Annotated in this window: 17 protein-coding genes; 8 read left to right on the forward strand and 9 right to left on the reverse strand. The window is 33.4% G+C overall.

All coding sequences use genetic code 11. From position 1 onward, the window contains the following. Positions 1 to 28 precede the first annotated feature (28 nt). Positions 29 to 826, reverse strand: a complete 798-nt coding sequence (gene mazG / locus GJJ64_RS02060; RefSeq protein ID WP_154286103.1) for a nucleoside triphosphate pyrophosphohydrolase — start codon at positions 824 to 826, stop codon at positions 29 to 31. 82 nt (positions 827 to 908) lie between these two features. On the opposite strand from mazG, the gene GJJ64_RS02065 reads away from it, so the two are divergent. Continuing rightward, positions 909 to 1,148 (forward strand): hypothetical protein, encoded by a 240-nt coding sequence (locus GJJ64_RS02065; RefSeq protein ID WP_154286104.1) that lies wholly within the window; start codon positions 909 to 911, stop codon positions 1,146 to 1,148. A 78-nt stretch (positions 1,149 to 1,226) separates the two neighbouring features. Here GJJ64_RS02065 and GJJ64_RS02070 read toward each other — a convergent pair whose 3' ends face one another. The 4 genes from GJJ64_RS02070 to GJJ64_RS02085 form a co-directional block, all read right to left on the reverse strand. Continuing rightward, positions 1,227 to 2,180, reverse strand: a complete 954-nt coding sequence (locus GJJ64_RS02070; protein WP_317162892.1) for an aldo/keto reductase — start codon at positions 2,178 to 2,180, stop codon at positions 1,227 to 1,229. A 525-nt stretch (positions 2,181 to 2,705) separates the two neighbouring features. Further along, the gene (gene mnmD / locus GJJ64_RS02075; RefSeq protein WP_154286105.1) at positions 2,706 to 3,389 is read right to left on the reverse strand and encodes a tRNA (5-methylaminomethyl-2-thiouridine)(34)-methyltransferase MnmD; all 684 of its coding nucleotides are present in this window, start codon (positions 3,387 to 3,389) and stop codon (positions 2,706 to 2,708) included. An 18-nt stretch (positions 3,390 to 3,407) separates the two neighbouring features. Next, positions 3,408 to 3,905: a rhodanese-like domain-containing protein gene (locus GJJ64_RS02080; protein ID WP_229655430.1), complete on the reverse strand. Its 498-nt coding sequence runs from the start codon at positions 3,903 to 3,905 to the stop codon at positions 3,408 to 3,410. 158 nt (positions 3,906 to 4,063) lie between these two features. Next, positions 4,064 to 6,124, reverse strand: a complete 2,061-nt coding sequence (locus GJJ64_RS02085) for a M13 family metallopeptidase (RefSeq protein WP_195759202.1) — start codon at positions 6,122 to 6,124, stop codon at positions 4,064 to 4,066. A 319-nt stretch (positions 6,125 to 6,443) separates the two neighbouring features. On the opposite strand from GJJ64_RS02085, the gene GJJ64_RS02090 reads away from it, so the two are divergent. After that, on the forward strand, positions 6,444 to 9,140 hold the full coding sequence (locus tag GJJ64_RS02090) for a valine--tRNA ligase (protein WP_154286106.1): 2,697 nt from the start codon (positions 6,444 to 6,446) through the stop codon (positions 9,138 to 9,140). Positions 9,141 to 9,543: 403 nt separating this feature from the next. On the opposite strand, the gene GJJ64_RS02095 is transcribed toward GJJ64_RS02090, so the two are convergent. Together GJJ64_RS02095 and GJJ64_RS02100 are read right to left on the reverse strand one after the other, a co-directional pair. Continuing rightward, a complete protein-coding gene (locus GJJ64_RS02095) occupies positions 9,544 to 10,032 on the reverse strand; it encodes a hypothetical protein (protein ID WP_154286107.1) in 489 nt (162 codons plus the stop codon). An 85-nt stretch (positions 10,033 to 10,117) separates the two neighbouring features. Then, positions 10,118 to 10,579 (reverse strand): type I restriction enzyme HsdR N-terminal domain-containing protein, encoded by a 462-nt coding sequence (locus GJJ64_RS02100; protein WP_154286108.1) that lies wholly within the window; start codon positions 10,577 to 10,579, stop codon positions 10,118 to 10,120. A gap of 68 nt (positions 10,580 to 10,647) precedes the next feature. Between GJJ64_RS02100 and holA the strand changes: the two genes are divergently transcribed. Both holA and GJJ64_RS02110 read left to right on the forward strand, forming a co-directional pair. After that, a complete protein-coding gene (holA, locus tag GJJ64_RS02105; protein ID WP_154286109.1) occupies positions 10,648 to 11,652 on the forward strand; it encodes a DNA polymerase III subunit delta in 1,005 nt (334 codons plus the stop codon). Positions 11,653 to 11,730: 78 nt separating this feature from the next. Continuing rightward, positions 11,731 to 12,135, forward strand: coding sequence for an EVE domain-containing protein (locus tag GJJ64_RS02110; protein ID WP_154286110.1), 405 nt, complete (start codon positions 11,731 to 11,733; stop codon positions 12,133 to 12,135). Positions 12,136 to 12,435: 300 nt separating this feature from the next. Here GJJ64_RS02110 and mptB read toward each other — a convergent pair whose 3' ends face one another. Further along, positions 12,436 to 13,761, reverse strand: a complete 1,326-nt coding sequence (gene mptB, locus GJJ64_RS02115) for a polyprenol phosphomannose-dependent alpha 1,6 mannosyltransferase MptB (protein WP_154286111.1) — start codon at positions 13,759 to 13,761, stop codon at positions 12,436 to 12,438. A 75-nt stretch (positions 13,762 to 13,836) separates the two neighbouring features. On the opposite strand from mptB, the gene GJJ64_RS02120 reads away from it, so the two are divergent. From GJJ64_RS02120 to GJJ64_RS02135, 4 genes are all read left to right on the forward strand, one after another. Next, the gene (locus tag GJJ64_RS02120) at positions 13,837 to 14,589 is read left to right on the forward strand and encodes a LytR/AlgR family response regulator transcription factor (protein ID WP_154286112.1); all 753 of its coding nucleotides are present in this window, start codon (positions 13,837 to 13,839) and stop codon (positions 14,587 to 14,589) included. Then, positions 14,590 to 16,461: a tetratricopeptide repeat-containing sensor histidine kinase gene (locus GJJ64_RS02125; protein WP_154286113.1), complete on the forward strand. Its 1,872-nt coding sequence runs from the start codon at positions 14,590 to 14,592 to the stop codon at positions 16,459 to 16,461. A 116-nt stretch (positions 16,462 to 16,577) separates the two neighbouring features. Continuing rightward, entirely contained in the window at positions 16,578 to 17,063 is a 486-nt protein-coding gene (locus tag GJJ64_RS02130) for a hypothetical protein (protein ID WP_154286114.1), read from the forward strand. 73 nt (positions 17,064 to 17,136) lie between these two features. Next, positions 17,137 to 17,943 carry an ABC transporter substrate-binding protein gene (locus GJJ64_RS02135; RefSeq protein ID WP_154286115.1) on the forward strand — a complete coding sequence of 269 codons (807 nt, stop codon included), beginning with the start codon at positions 17,137 to 17,139 and terminating at the stop codon, positions 17,941 to 17,943. On the opposite strand, the gene GJJ64_RS02140 is transcribed toward GJJ64_RS02135, so the two are convergent. Beyond that, positions 17,936 to 18,568: a DUF6266 family protein gene (locus tag GJJ64_RS02140; protein WP_154286116.1), complete on the reverse strand. Its 633-nt coding sequence runs from the start codon at positions 18,566 to 18,568 to the stop codon at positions 17,936 to 17,938. The genes GJJ64_RS02135 and GJJ64_RS02140 overlap by 8 nt on opposite strands. Positions 18,569 to 18,835: the final 267 nt, after the last annotated feature.

Raw genomic sequence — 18,835 nt, forward strand, 5'->3', positions numbered from 1 at the left:
ATGTTTTTTATTTACTGATACACAGGTATTAAAGTTTTTTTGCTTGGTTCCAAAATACATCCATTTCTGCTAAAGACATGTCTTTTAACGATTTACCCATTTCTAAAGCTTTACTTTCTAAATATTGGAATCTTTTAATGAATTTTTTATTTGTTTTCTCTAAGGCGTCCTCTGGGTTAATGTCTAAAAAGCGGGCATAGTTGATAAGTGAAAACATTAAATCTCCAAATTCACTTTCGGCCTTTTCTTTATCTACTTCTTGGTTATCAGCAATATTAAATTCGTTTTTAAATTCTTGTAATTCTTCTTCAACTTTTTCCCAAACTTGAGTTTTATCATCCCAATCAAAACCTACTCCGCGAGCTTTTTCTTGAATTCTGGATGCTTTAATTAACGCAGGTAATGATGATGGCACACCACCCAGAACAGATTTATTACCTTCTTTCAGTTTAATTTTTTCCCAATTTTGCTTTACTTCTTCTTCTGTTTCTGCTTTAGTATTGCTGTAAATATGCGGATGTCTGTTAATAAGTTTATCGCAGATGCCGTTTAAAACATCAGTAATATTAAAATCTTTTGTTTCTGAACCTATTTTAGCATAAAAAACTAAATGCAACATCAAATCGCCCAGTTCTTTTCTAATTTCTTGCATATCTCCTTCTAAAATAGCATCAGAGAGTTCGTAGGTTTCTTCAATAGTTAAATGCCTTAAAGTTTCCATGGTTTGTTTTTTATCCCAAGGACATTGAGATCTTAAATCATCCATGATAGCTAATAACCTTTCAAAAGAAGTGGCAGGAGTATATTGGGTATCAAATACGTTCATGGTTTAAAAATAGTTATTATCATCACATTCTTAAATAATATTACGGTATAACCTTTGATAGTTATGTATATATCTGCAATTTATGAAAGACATGAACCAAGACCCCATTCATTTAATAATAAAATTAGATGGTGAAGAAACTCAGCTAAATGCTAGAAAAGAGGAAACTACCGATGGCATTAGCTTTTTTAAAATAGAACAACAAGGTAAACTCATTACGCAAGTAAGAAAAATAGATAACGAGTGGGAACAACTTTGGGGCGATTTACATCAACAACAAATTGATGAAATAGGTACAGCATTGGATAGGGAAGAAGATTAGTTTATACAGAATATAGAAATTTAGAACCTCCGTAAATTTTTATTACGGAGATTCTAAACTTAATCTGTTGAAAAAAAATCAACCCCAAGTAGGAAACTGTGTTTTGTTTAAATCTAAGGCGGCAATAGTAGCCATATCAGCTTTGCTTAGTTTAAAATCAAAGATGTTGAAGTTTTCAATGATATGTTCTTTTTTAGAACTTCTAGGGATAGCAATAACACCTCTTTGGTAGTGCCATCTTAAACTTACTTGTGCGTTGGTTTTATTATATTTTTTGCCAATTTCAGCTAAAACAGGGTTGGTAAATAGTCCGTTTCTACCTTGTGCAAAAGGTGTATAAGCTTCCATTTGTACCTTATTTTGTTTTGAATCTTTATAAGTATCTACCTGATGGAAAAAAGCATGAGATTCTACTTGGTTTACTGTAGGGACTATTTTAGCTTCTTTCATAAAATCAGCATATTGAGCTGGTGTAAAATTACTAAGGCCAATAGCTCTTATTCTACCTTCTTTATACAGCTCTTCCATCATCTTCCATGAGCCTTTAAAATCTCCTCTTGGACGGTGGATAAGATATAAGTCTAGATAATCTGTACCCAGTTTTTTCAAAGAGGTTTCAAAAGCAATTTTAGATTTTTCGTAGCCAGAATCAGTTACCCATACTTTTGAAGTGATGAAAAGCTCTTCTCTTTTTATGCCGCTTTCTTTAATAGCTGCACCTACGTATTCTTCATTTCTATACAAAGTAGCAGTATCAATTAGTCTATAACCTACAGCAAGTGCCTCCGCTACACTTTGCTGGCAAACAGATTCTCTTAACTGAAAAGTTCCGAAACCTAGGACAGGCATTAAGACACCGTTATTAAGTTTAACATTTGGTACCGATTTAGTCTTTAGAGGAGGGTTTACAAAGCCGTATGTATCTTCACTTAAAAAAGGTAATATTAAAGTAGAAGCAGCAAACAAGGCACTTTTCTGAATAAAAGCTCTACGCTGTATATGATTTTCTTTTTCTTCTTTCATCTTGTTCATGATATTGGTTTAATAAAATGATGAATTGCTTTAGGAAATGAGAAATAACCTATAAGTGCAAATCTGAAAAGCAATTTAGAGCAATTCTACATCAATACATTATACTTGATGAGCAATAACATAAGATAGATTGGCATTTTTTCTATTGATTGATTTTGTATCAGTTGCCAGTTTTCGGCTCCCTGTTACCAGTTGAATATCATTTTGGACATTCCTAAAGTTTTTTGAATTTTTAATTTTTCCTTTTGAATTTAATTCAGTTGCGAGTTTTCAGTTTCCTGTTACCAGTTCTCTAGGAGTTCCTAAAGGTTTTTGAATTTTTAATTTTTCCTTTTGAATTTAATTCAGTTGCCAGTTTCCTGTTACCAGTTGAATATCATTTTGGACATTCCTAAAGTTTTTTGAATTTTTAATTTTTCCTTTTGAATTTAATTCAGTTGCGAGTTTTCAGTTTCCTGTTACCAGTTCTCTAGGAGTTCCTAAGGTTTTTGAATTTTGAATTTTTCTTTTTTACTTTTTAATTCTTTAGCCTTTCACAGCTCTAAGCATTTCGCGTTTTCCAGCTGCCCCAGGAGCTTTTTCGATTTTCATGTTTAAAGATTTCATGATGCGTTTTAAATCGCCAGTAATGGCATAAGTAACAAATACGCCGCCGGGTTTTAAGAAAGATATGGTTTTAGTGATAGCTTCTTTGGTCCACATTTCTGGTTGGTTAGAAGATGCAAAGGCATCAAAATAAATGACATCAAAAAGCTGTGTGCTAGAGAAATTTTCTAGTGTAATAGGTGCAATATGCAATTTGCAAAACTCATTTAAAATAACATTTTTTTGCAAGGCTTCATCATATAGTTTGGTAAACATACTCCAAGTATTGGCAGAAACTATTTCTTGGTAAGCTGTTTCTTCAATCAAGTTTAGGTTTAAGGGATAAGCTTCAATACCAACATAATCAAGTTGTATTTCTTTGCCTTTACAAAAATCAGCAGTTAGTAAAAAGTTTAAGCCAGTACCAAAGCCAATTTCTAATACAGCAACCTCAGTATGTTGTTTATCTGCTAAGTAATAACGTAAGCCTGAGTTTAAAAATACATGGTTGCTTTCTTGTAAAGCTCCATTTCTACTATGGTAATTTTCTTTTATAATAGGGTGATAGATGGTTTTAGACCCATCTGCAGTAGTAACAACTGTTAGCCTATCAGGCTCTAGCATATAATAATGATATTTAAATTAAAAAACTTTTGTGCCTCTTGATACCCATTTAGACCACTTTTTGTTATAAGTATGTACTTCAGAAGTTTGTACCCCGTCTGACTTATATACCGGATAACCGTGGTTTACCCATTCAAATATACTTCCGTAAAGATTAAAAACATTTTTATAACCAGCTTTTATAAGCTTTTCGCCAATTTTCTCGCTTCTATAACCTACAGAGCAATATACTACAATGGTGGCATCTTTAGGGATGTCATAAACATCACGCATATCAAACCAAATATAACCTACGTTACGAGCATGTTTTAAGTGGCTAACGTTAAATTCTTCTTTCTCTCTGGTATCTAACAAATAAACATTTTTAAGTTCTTTTAAAGAGTCAACGCTGATTAAAGGTACGCTATGATGGTAAATACTATCAAGCATGTCTTTAAAATCCGGATTTTTTATTTGTGCAAATAAAGATTGTGGTAAAACTAGAAGGAGTAAATAGTAAAACTTTTTTAACATCATGAATTAACACTATAACGAGAATTTGCATATAAATATACGCAAGCAAATAGATTTTTGTTTGCTCTATATTACGTGTTTTTTACTTTTTGCTAAAATGAAAAAGCCGCTTTCAAAATATATAAGATATTTAAAAAGCGGCTTTAAAAATAAGAGATTGATTACCAGATTTTTATTCTGTTTTCTGGAGCTTTGTAAAGTTTGTCTCCAGGTTTTACATCAAATGCAGTGTACCAAGCATCCATATTTACAACTGGACCTATGGTTCTAAATTCGTTTGGTGAGTGTGTATCTACAATAATTAATTGAGCAGCTGTTTCTGGTAAAGAGCTGCCTCTCCAAACTTGTGCCCATGATAAGAAAAATCTTTGATCTGGGGTGAAGCCATCAATTTTGGTATTTGATTTTCCTTGCTCGGTCATTTTAAAAGCCTCATAAGCAATGTTTAATCCGCCAAGGTCACCAATATTTTCTCCTAAGGTTAATTTGCCGTTTACCGGGATGGTATCTAGCACTTTATAATTGTTGTATTGCTGTACTAAATCTGCAGATTTTGCTTTAAATCTTGCTAAATCATCAGCTGTCCACCAGTTACGTAAAGCACCATCTTTATCATATTGGCTACCAGAGTCATCAAAACCATGAGACATTTCATGCCCAATAACAGCACCAATACCTCCGTAATTGATCGCATCATCTGCATTAGGGTCAAAGAATGGGAATTGTAAAATACCCGCTGGAAATACAATTTCATTCATCACTGGACTGTAATAGGCATTTACCGTTGGTGGTGTCATTCCCCATTGTGTTTTATCTACTGGTTTTCCTAATCTGCTTATCATTTTGTTATAAGCCCACTCGCCAGAGTTTCTAACATTTTGGAAGTGCGTATTTGGTTTAATTACTAAGCCATCATAAGTTTCCCACTTATCGGTATAACCAATTTTAGGTGTAAAAGCATGTAATTTATCTAATGCTTTCACTTTGGTTTCTTCGCTCATCCAATCTAAAGCTTTAATTCTTTTTTCAAATGCAATAGAAAGGTTGTTTACTAGTTCTTTCATTCTTGCTTTAGCCTCTGGCTTAAAGTGTTGCTGTACATATAATTGTCCTAGCAAATCACCAATGGTACCATCAGTTAAAGAAGACATTCTTTGCCAGCGTGGCGTTTGTACTTTTTGGCCGCTTAAAACTCTTGAATATTCAAAATTTGCCTTTACAAAGTCTGAACTGAGGTGTGAAGCAGCATTTTTAATGATATTCCACTTTAGATAAGTTTTTAAATCAGCAACAGCAGTTTGGGTTAATAAGCTATCAGCAGATTTGAAAAATTTAGGATTGCTTACTAAAATGGTGTCCTCTCCCTGAACTTTCATTTTTGCTAATAAATTCTTCCAATTTAGGTTGGGTGTGGTTTTAGAAAAATCTGCAACAGCAAACTTATTGTAAGTTTTATAAGGGTCTCTCATTTCTAAACGGCTCATTTGTGCCGCAGCGAATGATTTTTCTAAATTAAAAATAGTAGCAGCATGTTTTTTGGCTTCTTCTACCGATGAACCTGTAAGTGTAAATAGCTTTTGTACGTATTGGTTATAAGCGTCTCTTATTTTTACACTTCGAGCATCATCTTTAAGGTAATAATCTCTATCAGGTAGGGTAGTGCCACCTTGGCTTAATTGAGCTACCATTAATTGTGGGTTCTTCCTATCTTGACCAATATAAAAGCCAAAAACTGGCGAAGCTATACCTTGTGTACGTAAAGTAGCAATAGCATGAATGATATCATTGGTGCTTTTTAAGGCGTCTATTTTAGCTAAATCTGCCTTTATTGGATTGTAGCCCAGCTTTTCTATGGTTATACTATCCATAGCGGCTTTGTAGAAATCTCCAACTCTTCTTTCTGGCGAACCAGCAGGAGCGTTAGTTTTGGCCGCAGCATTATTTAATATGGTTTTTACGGCATTGATGTTGAAATCTCTCAATTCGTAAAAACTACCCCATCTGGTTTCTTTAGCTGGAATAGGATTATTTTTAACCCAAATACCATTGGCATATTGTGCAAAATCATCGCCTGGCTTCACACTAAAATCCATATTGGCAGGGTCAATAAATTTTTTTACTTCTTTTTTGCTCTTGTCATCAGAGCTTTTGGGCTCTGTAGCAAATAATGTTAAGGCAGCCATACTTAATCCTATGGCTGATAGGGCAATGCTGAATTTCATAATTCTGTTAGTTAATTAGCTGACTAAATTTACCTTTTACACCAACAAAATGTTTAAACATCAATAATTTTGTTACTAACGATTAAACCAGTTATAAATAAATCTTAAACCTGTTTTAGATAAAAAGGCATCAAGAATGTGTGTATTCATTCTTATTTTCATGGTGATACGAGATTATACAACTATTAACTCATGATACATAAAAATATTGTTACAAGGATGAATAGGCGTTAAGAATTGATGAATAGCATTTGCTGATGATATAAATCTCATAAGAAACCGTATTTTTGCGCTTTATTAAGATTTCCGTAAACATAATATGAGCATTTCTAAAACCTATAACCCAAAAGAGGCAGAAGCAAAGTGGTACCAGTATTGGCTAGATCATAAATTCTTTAAATCCGTTCCGGATGAGAGAGAACCTTACACTATAGTCATTCCTCCGCCAAATGTTACTGGGGTTTTACACATGGGGCACATGCTTAACAATACCATTCAAGATGTATTGATACGCAGAGCCAGAATGAAAGGTAAGAATGCTTGTTGGGTACCAGGTACAGACCATGCCTCTATTGCTACCGAGGCAAAAGTTGTTGCCATGCTTAAAGAGAAAGGCATCAACAAAAAAGATATTTCTAGAGAAGAATTTCTGAAATACGCTTACGAGTGGAAAGACAAATACGGAGGCATCATCCTAGAGCAATTAAAAAAGCTAGGTGCTTCTTGCGATTGGGACAGAACTGCTTTTACCATGGATCCTGCTTTGTCTGAAGCCGTGATAGATACTTTTATCCATCTACATAAACAAGGACTTATTTACCGTGGTGTTAGAATGGTAAACTGGGACCCGAAAGGTTTAACAGCCGTTTCTGATGAGGAAGTTATCCGTAAAGAGGTAAATCAGAAGTTGTACTATATTAAGTATGCTTTAAGTCCACAGTCAGCAGACGGAAGTATGCAATCTGAAGAGTCTCAAATCTCAAATCTCAATACGCAATACTTAATAATTGCTACTACCCGTCCAGAAACCATCATGGCTGATGCCGCCATTTGTATCAATCCAAATGATGAACGTTACAGCCATTTAAAAGGTAAAAAAGTCTTTATCCCACTAATTAATAAAGAGATTTCGGTTATAGCCGATGAATATGTGGATATGGAGTTTGGTACCGGATGTTTAAAAGTAACGCCAGCACATGATTTAAACGATTATGAATTAGGTATTAAACACCATTTAGAGGTTATTGATATTTTAAATGATGATGGTACTTTAAACGAAAAAGCACAAATTTTAGTAGGCGAGGATAGGTTTATCGCTCGTAAGAAAATAGCTAAATTACTAGAAGAAGCAGGGCATTTAGAAAAAGTTGAGGATTATAAATCTCAAATAGGTTTTTCTGAACGTACCGATGCAGCCATAGAACCTAAACTTTCTATGCAGTGGTTCTGTAAAATGGCAGAAATGGCTGGCCCGGCTTTAGATTATGTAAACAACGGTGATATTAAGCTGATACCAGACAAATTTATCAATACCTACCGCCATTGGATGGAGCATGTGAAGGATTGGTGTATTTCTCGTCAGTTGTGGTGGGGCCAGCAAATACCGGCTTGGTATGCGCCTAATGGAGAAGTTGTGGTTGCTAAAACAGCCGAAGAGGCTCTAAATCAGTTTAAAAATCTAAAATCTGAATTCGCAAATCTAAAATCGAGCGATTTACGCCAAGACGAAGATGTTGTAGATACTTGGTTTTCTTCTTGGTTGTGGCCAATATCGGTTTTTGATCCAACGGTTTGTGGTCATCCAGAAGCTAAAGGAAATGCTGATGTAAATTATTATTACCCAACTAATGATTTGGTGACTGCACCAGAAATTTTATTTTTCTGGGTAGCTCGAATGATTATGGCTGGTCACGAGTTTAGAGGCGAAGTACCTTTCAAAAATGTTTACTTAACGGGTATTGTTAGAGATAAAATAGGCAGAAAAATGTCTAAATCTTTAGGCAACTCGCCAGATCCATTAGATCTAATAGCTCAATACGGTGCCGATGGTGTACGTGTAGGAATGCTTTTATGCTCGCCAGCAGGTAATGATATCATGTTTGATGAATCATCTTGCGAACAAGGAAGAAACTTTGCTAATAAAGTATGGAATGCCTTTAGATTGGTTAAAGGTTGGGAAGTTGATGAAACTTTACCCAATGTAAATGAAACTACCATAGCTTGGTTTGACAGTCGTTTTAACGAAGCTTTAGCAGAAATAGAAAGCAATTTTAACCAGTACCGCTTATCAGAAGCATTAATGGCTTCTTATAAATTGGTTTGGGATGATTTCTGTGCTTGGTACTTAGAAATGGTAAAACCAGCTTACCAGCAACCTATTGATGCTGCAACTTATAAAGCTACTGTTGCTTATTTTGAAAACATTCTAAAGCTATTACATCCGTTTATGCCTTTCTTAACAGAAGAATTATGGCATGATGATGTTTTTGGAGAGCGAGCTTCTACAGATTGTTGTATCATTGCTCAAATGCCAGAAAGTAAGGCTGTAAATACACAGTTATTGAAAGAAATAGAGGTTGTAAAACAAGTGGTATCAGAGATTAGAAATATCAGAAATACCAAACAAATTTCGCCTAAAGAAGCTTTAAACTTGGCTATAAAAGTAAGTTCTGATATCAATTTCGAATCTTATAAAGCTATTATTGCTAAGCTGGCAAACATCAGCGAAATGTCTTATACGCAAGATAAATTAAGTGGTGCTGCTACTTTCTTAGCAGGTAGAGATGAGTTTTTTGTTCCTTTAGCAGGAAATATTGACACCGAAGCAGAGAAAGAAAAAATCAATAAAGAAATTGCCTATTTAGAAGGTTTTTTAAAAGCTGTTGATGCTAAATTAAGTAACGAGCGTTTTGTACAAAATGCAAAACCTGAAGTAGTAGCTAACGAGCAAAACAAAAAAGCCGATGCCGAAGCAAAAATCAAAATATTAAAAGAAAGCTTAGCGGCTTTTTTGTAGTATAAAGTAAAGAGTAGAAAGTATAAAATACAAAGTATAAAGAAGCAATCCATATAAATGAGATTGCTTCTTTTTTTATAAAAAAATTCAAAAGGAAAAAATCAAAATTCAAAAACCTTTAAGAACGCCATATTAGCCATCCAGAACTGAAAAATTCAAAAGGAAAAAATCAAAATTCAAAAACCTTTAGAACGCTATATTAGCCATCCAGAACTGAAAACTGGCAACCGAAAATTGGCAACTGGTACAAAATCTATCAATCTCTCATTCAAAAATCAATCCTTCAATCAATATAAATGTCAATCTCTCATTCAAAAATCAATCCTTCAATCAATATAAATGACATTGCTTCTTCGTTCCTCATTACAATGAACTAATGAACCAATATTTAATGAACTACTCCTTAACCAACCAACAACCCATCTATGTGGTTTACAGGTTTTAGTTCTTCTATATGATTTCTTAAAAATTCTTTGATTTCCCAACGCTTCGTATCGCACCTCACATTGTCTAAACCAACGCGATAGGTTTCTCCGTTTTGATGGTGAAAAATAACGGCGTTAAAACGTGTTTCAAATCCTTTTAAAGATGTAAAAGACAACTTCAAATCTTGTTGTTCGGTACCCGAGTTATCTTTTATCAGCAGAAATTCATCTGTAATAAGGATAAACTGGTTCTCCTCAATCTTGAAAATGTAATAGAGGTGAAATACCAATAAGGTAACAATAGGGCTGATGGTATAGACCAAATAAGAGAATAAATCTTTTATCAGCACTTGGTTAAAAAATAATAAGCTGGTAATGATACCAATGTTGAGAGTCGTGAGATAGATTAAAATTTGATGCTTAGAAAGTTTAGTTTCCTTGCATTTGATGTAAATTTTATCACTCATGATTTATTGTTTAATTATACGTTTATACGGAGTGATTCCATAAAAGGTTATTATCACCTATAAAAATCATTTCAAACAAGCTGAATCATGATTTATTTATATATAAAGGCAGTTCTTCTAAGAATTGATAAGTCTGATTCACGTAATCCATTCTACAATAAGCATGTGTAATACCATTGGTAACCACCAAATAATTCACCTGATGGATCATGTTATATCTTGCAGCTTGGTCAAAAACATCTTGATTTATTTTTACATGGGTAGCCTTACATTCTACTAAAACATCGGCTTTACCATCTTTATCAAAAACAACAATATCAGTACGTTTTTTTAATTGATTTAGGTTTAAACCTCCCTCTAATTTGATTAAGCCTTTTGGGTATTTTTTTTGGATGATGAGATATTGCACAAAATGCTGTCTAACCCATTCTTCTGGTGTTAACACCAATTGCCTTTTCCTTAGCTCATCATAAATAAAAAGCTGCTCTTCTTTTTGCGTAAGCTTAAAAGGGTAGGGCGGAAGGTTTAAAGGTACAGGTTTAAACATGCTGCTAAATTAGAACGAATTTTAAATATGCTGAATTATTTTGATGATTATAGCTAATTTCGTTCATCATGACGGCAGAAGAAATCATCAAAGATATTAAGGCGAGAAAGCTAAAACCTATTTACTTGTTGCATGGCGAAGAAAGTTATTATATAGATTTAATTGCCGATGCGCTTGAACAGCATGTCTTGTCTGATGCCGAAAAGGGCTTTAACCAAACCATTTTATACGGTAAAGATACCGAAGCTATACAGGTAATTAACGCTGCTAAGCGTTACCCTATGATGAGTGATTATCAATTGGTTTTGGTAAAAGAAGCGCAGGAATTGAAATTGGATAAAGCTGCCGACCAGTTTCAGGCTTATTGCGAAAAGCCCTTGCCTAGTACCATTTTAGTGCTTTGCCACAAATATGGGAAGTTTGATAAGCGTAAGAAAGTTTATAAAGTTTTAGAGAAAACAGGGCTGGTTTTTGAATCTAATACCATTTATGAGAATAAAGTTCCTGCTTGGATAGAGGATTTCATCAAAACCAAAAAGTACCATATTAATCCCAAAGCATCAGCGCTTTTAGCAGAATATTTGGGTAATGATTTAAGTAAAATTGCTAATGAGCTAGAGAAATTGATGCTGAATGTGCCGCAAGGACAAGAAATTACCACCAAAGAAGTTCAGGATAATATTGGTATCAGTAAGGAATTTAATGTTTTTGAGCTGCAAAATGCTTTAGCCAGAAAAGATGCTTTAAAAGCCAACCAGATTATTAATTATTTTGAGGCTAATCCAAAATCGAACCCTATTGTATTGGTAATGGGTAATTTAAATACCTGGTTTACCAAAATATTGAAATACCATTACGTTCAAGATAAATCTCAATTAGCTAAAGAACTAGGTGTAAACCCTTATTTTGTAAAAGATTATGATTTAGCTGCTCGTAACTATAGTTTAGGTAAAACATTTCAGGTGATTTCTTTATTAAGAGAATACGATTTGAAATCTAAAGGAGTAGAATCTACTGGCAATACAGAACACGGCGATTTAATGCGAGAATTGGTGTGGAAGATATTGCATTGAGATAGGGTTATTAAGTTTTAGTAATAAAATCCCTTTTATTAATTTCAATCTTGTTAATTAAGTATAAATACGTAAAAAATGAATTATTGGTTAGTTAAATCAGAGCCATTTAAATACAGCTGGGAGCAGTTTAATAAAGATGGTAGAACTTTTTGGGATGGTGTGCGTAATTATCAGGCCAGAAATAATCTAAAAGCCATGAAAGAAGGCGATTTAGTGATGTTTTATCATAGTAATGAAGGTAAACATGTAGTAGGTATTGCTAAGGTGGTAAAAGAATTTTATCAAGACCCTACAACTGAAGATACCAATTGGGTAGTGGTAGATTTAGCTCCGGTAGAAACCTTAAAAAATCCGGTTACACTAGAAACCATCAAAAACGATCCGTTTTTAAAAGATATTTCTTTAGTAAGACAAGGTAGATTGTCTGTAATGCCACTCAAGCAAAATGAGTTTGATAGAATTATAGAATTAGGTTCTTAAGTAGAAAGTAGAAAGTAGAAAGTAAAAAGTATAAAGTACAGAGTATAAAGTATAAAGACCCTAAAAAGCAGATATTTAGGAGCCGCCTTTAAAAATCAATCTGTCTTTCCGAAGAACGAAAGACGGCCTATGAATATTTGGCAGGAAAGCCCCAAATCTTTTGCTTTTTCCTTATTCTAAAGAAGGTGGTATACATAAATGTATGCTTGTGAAACAAGTAAGTTTATTTTACAGAATTAAAGCCAATAATGTAGAACTTTTGGTTTTTGGGATACACGCCAAGATCCAGCTAAATTAGTTTTATAGAGTTGTTTTTAATTTTTGCGTTTTTGATGGATTCCAAACCTCATAAATCAAAAATACCATCAACAAACCATACTCTATCATTACTAAAACCATACTTTCTTGATAAGGCCGAGTGCTGTAAGTATAATAGCTTAGACAAATCAATAAACTCCAAACTACACCAAAGCGCCATTTTACAAAAGGGCTTAGTGCAACCAAAAATAAGATATACCAAGGGTGTACAATAGCTCCTAAAATATTGTAAATGAAAATCAACCAGAAAATACCTTCAAGCAAATTTTTGCTTTTAATATAGGTGATGATAAAGCCCGCTAAAGTAAGAGCAATAAGTAACTTACTGGTTTTTGCAATGGGGTTATAGTTGTAAATTTCCCATCCTATAGTTCTAAATAATTGATAAAAGCTTCCGTTAAACTCAAATTTGCCGTAGTAAAGATTTAAGCTCTCCCTAAAATTCATCCATAATTTTTCTGTGTGCAAAAAAGGTAAGAATAGCAGTAGACAAACAAAGCCTGTAATCAGACCGATGAAAATCGTTTTTTTTAAACCTACTTTTTTGATCAACAAAGGGATAAAAATGATAGGTAAAAGTTTGCTGCAAATAGCCAATGCTAAGGAGATAGCAGCTAAAATCCATCTGTTTTTTAATAGCATCCAAACAAATAGGAGAGTAAAAAATATCATCACCGCTTCAAAATGCAGGTTCCCGGTAAATTCAATAATGACTAAAGGATTTAAAGCATATAAGAAAACCAATCGTTCATCTTTTTGATAATGTTTTAAAAGCTTTTTAATAAGGATGATATTTCCGATATCAAACAAGAGAATAAAACTTCTCAGAATAACAATAGATGTCATTAGAGACTCTTTGCCCGGTATGGCACTCAAGAAAAAAGCTAACTGATTTACAGGTGGATAAACCGAAAAATAATCTGGAGAATTCATGTTGTTAAACAAGAATGTGTCTACCCAAGGAGCTGGGTTTCGTATAAAATCAGAAGGTTTATTCCCAAACGGGTTAATGCCTTGATGTAGTAATTGCCCATCCCAGATAAAACGGTAAACATCATCACTTAATATCGGGAAGCTAAAAAGCAAGAGAAACCTCGCTAATAAAGAACTTTTGGTTAAAACCTTATAATGAATATCGGTATCCATATAAAGTAAATAATATGAGACAAAAGCTATAGCTAAGCTCATCCATAGCAGATAAATAAAACTTCTATCTGTTATTCCGTATGAAACATAAGTTAGGCTACCTAAGAAAATAATAATCTTAATTAAATGAATTGTTTTTATGGCTTTAATATTTAAATTCATGTAATAATAGAATAAAATTTATATTTGTATTTTAATTATAAGTGAATAATTAAAGCAACTCTCTTTAAATTTTTTATGACGCACTATCAAGCTATCATCGTTGATGATGAAGCTAAAGCCCGCTCTCTATTGAGAAATTTTTTGGAGGAATATTGTCCTCAAGTTTCTGTTCTAGATGAAGCTCCCGATGTAAAAACTGCGGTAAAGCTCATCAATAAAAATGAAATTGACCTTGTTTTTTTAGATATTGAGATGCCTAATGAAAACGGCTTTGCTTTATTTGATTATTTTAACTCGCCTAAATTTAAAACTATATTTTGTACCGCTTACTCAGAATACGCAATTAAAGCTTTTGAAGTTTCTGCAGTAGATTATATTCTTAAACCTATAGGCGTCCAGAAATTAAAGGATGCCATTGCTAAACTTAGCGAATACAATTTTCATAAAGAAAACCATATTCAAATACTGCAAGACAATATACTTGAAAAGCGCATCAAAAAATTAGCAATCCATATTGGAGACGGAATGGTGTTTTTAGACTTAAATAAGGTCTTATATTTTGAAGCTGATGGTTCTTATACTCATGTTTACCATGAAGAGGGTAAGCATTTGGCGGTCAAAAAGATTAAATATTTTGAAGATTTGTTAAATACAGATAATCGCTTTTTCAGAATTCATAGGTCGTATTTAATCAACACAGAATTGATTAAGAAATATAGTAAGAAGGAGGGGTTATTTGTGACTTATGATGATAAAACGATGCTGCCGATATCCCGAGAACGGAAAGAAGAATTTGAACAATTTATGCAACATAATAATCTCTCTTAAATGAAATACATCATCATCTTTTTTTGTTTTTTGGGTTTAATAACTCCTTTAAAAGCAAGTGTTCAACCAGATTCTTTATTACAAAACATTGCTCAGTATAAAAAGCAAGATACCAACCGTGTTAATTTACTGGTTGACTATTGCATAGCCAACATCTTTACAGGAGATAAAAAAGCATTAAAATTTGCAAAAGAGGCCTATGATTTGGCTAGAAAATTAAAATTTACAAGTGGAGAAACAGCCGCATTAAATTGTTTGGGTAATTTCTATTATCAACAAGCTATTTATGATAAAGCGGTGGTTTACTATACACAAGCCTTACGTATAGCAGAAAAAGAAAATAATAATAACAACATTGTTATTGGTAAAAGTAATTTGGCCAGTTTGTACACCAGGATTGGACAACAGCAAAAGGCTCTTAAAGCGTTTAAAGAAGCAGATACCATTTTATTGAAAATGGGTGCTGGTTTATCTCAAAATAGAGCAGCCATTTTAACCAATATGGGTGCGGCATATTCATCTTTAGGAGATCATAAACAGGCCGTTATGTATCATCAGAAGGTTTTAAACATCTGTGAGAAGCTTAATATTTCTTATGGAATAGCCTTATCAAGAGGTAATATAGGAGAAGAGCTCAACTCTTTAGGGAAATACAAAGAAGCGCTTGTTTACTTAATTCCATCTGTAGCAATTTCAAAAGAAAACGGTTTTAGTAAGCTTTTAGGTAGTGCTTATAAAAATATAGGCGAGGCTTACTTTAAATTAAACCAGCTGAATGAAGCAATCAAATATCTAAAGAATGCTTTACAAATAGCAAAGAAAGATAATGATCAGAATACACTTCTTAAAATTAATAAAACGCTATTAGAAGCCTATGAAAAACAAGGAGACTTTAAGAGGGCTTATCAATCAACTTTAGATTATATAGCAGTAAAAGATAGTGTGTATGGTAAAGAGAAAGAACAAATTATTGCCGATGTAAGCACTAAATATGAAACAGAAAAGAAAGAAGCCACTATTAGAAACCTAAATCAAAAGCAAAAAATCACCGAGTTACAGTCTGCTCAAAAAAATATTTACATCTATAGTATCATCGGAGCTTTTATAGCAGTTGTGGCTATTGCTTATTTCTTATTCTCTAGGTATAAAATCAAACAAAAGAACCATTTATTACAAACCAAGTTAGTAGAAGCAGAAAAGCTACTTTTAGCAGAGAAGAAAGTGACGGAGAGCGAACTCAAAGCATTGAAGAGTCAAATGAATCCCCACTTTATCTTTAATGCTTTAAATAGTATTCAAGAGCAGTTTATGTATGGCGATAAACTAGTGGCTAATGAGCAGCTCAGTAATTTCACCTATTTAACTAGGCAGATTCTGGATGTATCAGGTAAAAAAAGTATCAGTTTAAGTACTGAAATTGAGATTCTAACTAAATATCTGGAGCTAGAAAAAATGCGTTTTCAGCAAGATTTTTCTTATCAAATACACGTAGGTGAAGATTTGGATGATGATTATTTGAAAATACCACCTATGCTGATACAACCTTTAGTAGAAAATAGTATTAAGCATGGTTTAATGCATAAAAGTGGGGATAAGTATTTAGAAATTGTTTTCCGTTTAACTGATGATGAAGCTTATATCTTGTGTGCTATAACTGATAATGGTATCGGAAGGGTAGCATCTGCTCAGATGAAAGTAAACCAGCAAAAGCATGAATCGTTTTCTACCAATGCTATAGCACAAAGACTAGAGCTTTTAAATCCTACACTTTCTTTGAAAGAGATATTTAATTATACAGATTTGAAAGATGAGCAAGATCTCTCAATAGGGACAAAAGTAGAAATGATGATTCCTGTTATGTTTAACAAATAAACTTGATGAAATAAAAAATACAGTTCATGAAGCTAAACTTAGGTTTCGTGAACTTGTACTTTTAAAAATGTTGATTTTAAACACTTTTGGATAAACAAAATCAAAATCTAAAAGTCATGAAAAAAATTCAACTCTTATTTTTAATGCTTGTTACCTTAACGGCAAGTTTAACTTTTACATCTTGTAAAAAAGATGAAGAACCAAGCAACCAAACCTTGTTAGTTAAGAAATGGTATTATAAGTCTTATGTAACCAGTGGATATAGTACTACTGCTTTTTATGCAGATGACTATTGGGACTTTAAAGCTAATGGTACTTTTGAAGAAACTTGGGATTGGGGCGATGGTAATTATACTTTAATAAATGATCAAAAAACCATTTCTATAAGTTTTCCCGGTCCTCGTAAAGCTGTAGCCAATATGAAATTAGGAAATCATGTATCAGGAGTTACCAATGGTACTTTAGCTTCGGAGATTAGAACTTTTGAATTTAACATCACCAAATTAACAGCTACAGAATTAGAGTTTACTTATGGAAGTGGGGCAGAATTACAAACTTACAAGTTTTCAACATCGCCAAACCCTGAAAGAGCTGTAAGATAATTTTATAATAAAGTGTAATTTAAGTCGGGGCTATTTAAAGTCTCGACTTTCTTTTTTTGTAGTTTTGTTATTCATGCAAAACAAAACATTTACAGACCAACTAGGCAGAACAATTAATATAAATTATCTGCCCAAAAGAATCATTTCTTTAGTCCCATCACAAACAGAGCTATTATTTGATTTAGGTTTGGATGAAGAAGTTGTTGGCATCACTAAGTTTTGTATTCATCCTAAAGAACAGTTCAAAAAAAAGGTTAAAATAGGAGGTACTAAAACCCTCAATATAGATAAAATAAGGGCTTTAAATCCCGATTTGATTATCGCTAACAAGGAAGAAAATCAGCAAGAGCAAATAGAAGCCTTAACACAAGAATTTCCAGTTTGGATAAGTGATATCAATACCTTAGCAGAAGCTTTAACGATGATAAAGCAAGTAGGGGAGCTTGTAGCAACCAAAGCTAAAGCAGCTCAAATTGCTGATACCATCAAAGCTAATTTTGATAATTTAATACCTTCATCAAAACCATTAAAAGCAGCTTATTTCATCTGGAAAGACCCTTATATGCTGGCGGGTAAACATACTTTTATTGATGATATGTTAACTTACAGCGGTTTTGAGAATGTGTTATCAGAAAGCCGCTATCCGGAGATAGATTTAGAAACTTTACAGCAATTACAACCGCAAGTTATTTTGCTTTCTACTGAACCTTATCCATTTAAGCAAAAACATATAGAAGAGCTTCAAAAATATTTTCCAAGAGCTTTTATCACTTTGGTTGATGGCGAAATGTTTAGCTGGTACGGCAGCAGATTATTAAAAGCACCAGCGTATTTTTCTAACCTTTATAAAAATCTAACCATAAATTTACCTATCAAATAAGCTTTATTCTGCCTAAGTATTGGCTATCAGATTGTCTGGAACGGTCGGCAGCCATAAAGCCTATATAAACATCAACTTCCCGTTTAGCAAAATCTAATGGTAGCTGTAAGCTAAAATTTTCACTTTTACGCAATGCTCCATCATATACCACGCTTATTCCCTCTTTAGCTACAGGGTCATAAACCAAAGCGAGTAATTGGTCTGCTAATCCTATATTTTGTGTTGCATCCCATGAAAATTGTAATACTCCCTGCTGGGTATGGTTAAGATTAGGGTTTAAGGCCTGTTCAAGGTCTCCACCGCTTATCTTAAATAAGGCTGGGTCTATATAAAAGCCTGCATCATCAGCCACCAAAGCATGTTTTCTCGTATAGGCAATGGCAGCCCGATAGCCGCCAGTTTTGGTGAAATACCCTTTATATCCAACTGTTAAGAGTTCTTGGACAGGCTTAAGATAATCCTGTATCAGTTTAAACTTAGCTTGATTAAGCAATTCTTTTTCTGTGAAAACAGTTCTTTTTCTTGGTAAAGAGCGCATATAATTGCCTCTGCTACTTTGTACGCCTACCACTGTTCCTACTTTTCCGCTGAAGGCACCTAGTATGCCGTCTTTTATTTTTCCCATAGTTTGATGTAGATTGATCTATATAAAACTAGTTAATTAATATGTAATTACAAAGTATTTATAAGTAGCTTATAGGGTTATAAAACGAATGAGTACCCTGTTATCACCCTGTTAGCACCCTGTTAGTACCCTGTTAGCTGGGGAAAATTGCTAAGTAAATTACGATATGTTGGTTGTTGTTCACCTCAGGAAATTGGATTTTCGGCTTATCTTTATTAGGCTAACTACCATTTATATCCTCCGTGTTTAGAGCTTTTGAAATAAATC

Origin of the sequence: Pedobacter puniceum (assembly GCF_009674685.1) — a bacterium.
GTDB lineage: Bacteria > Bacteroidota > Bacteroidia > Sphingobacteriales > Sphingobacteriaceae > Pseudopedobacter > Pseudopedobacter puniceum.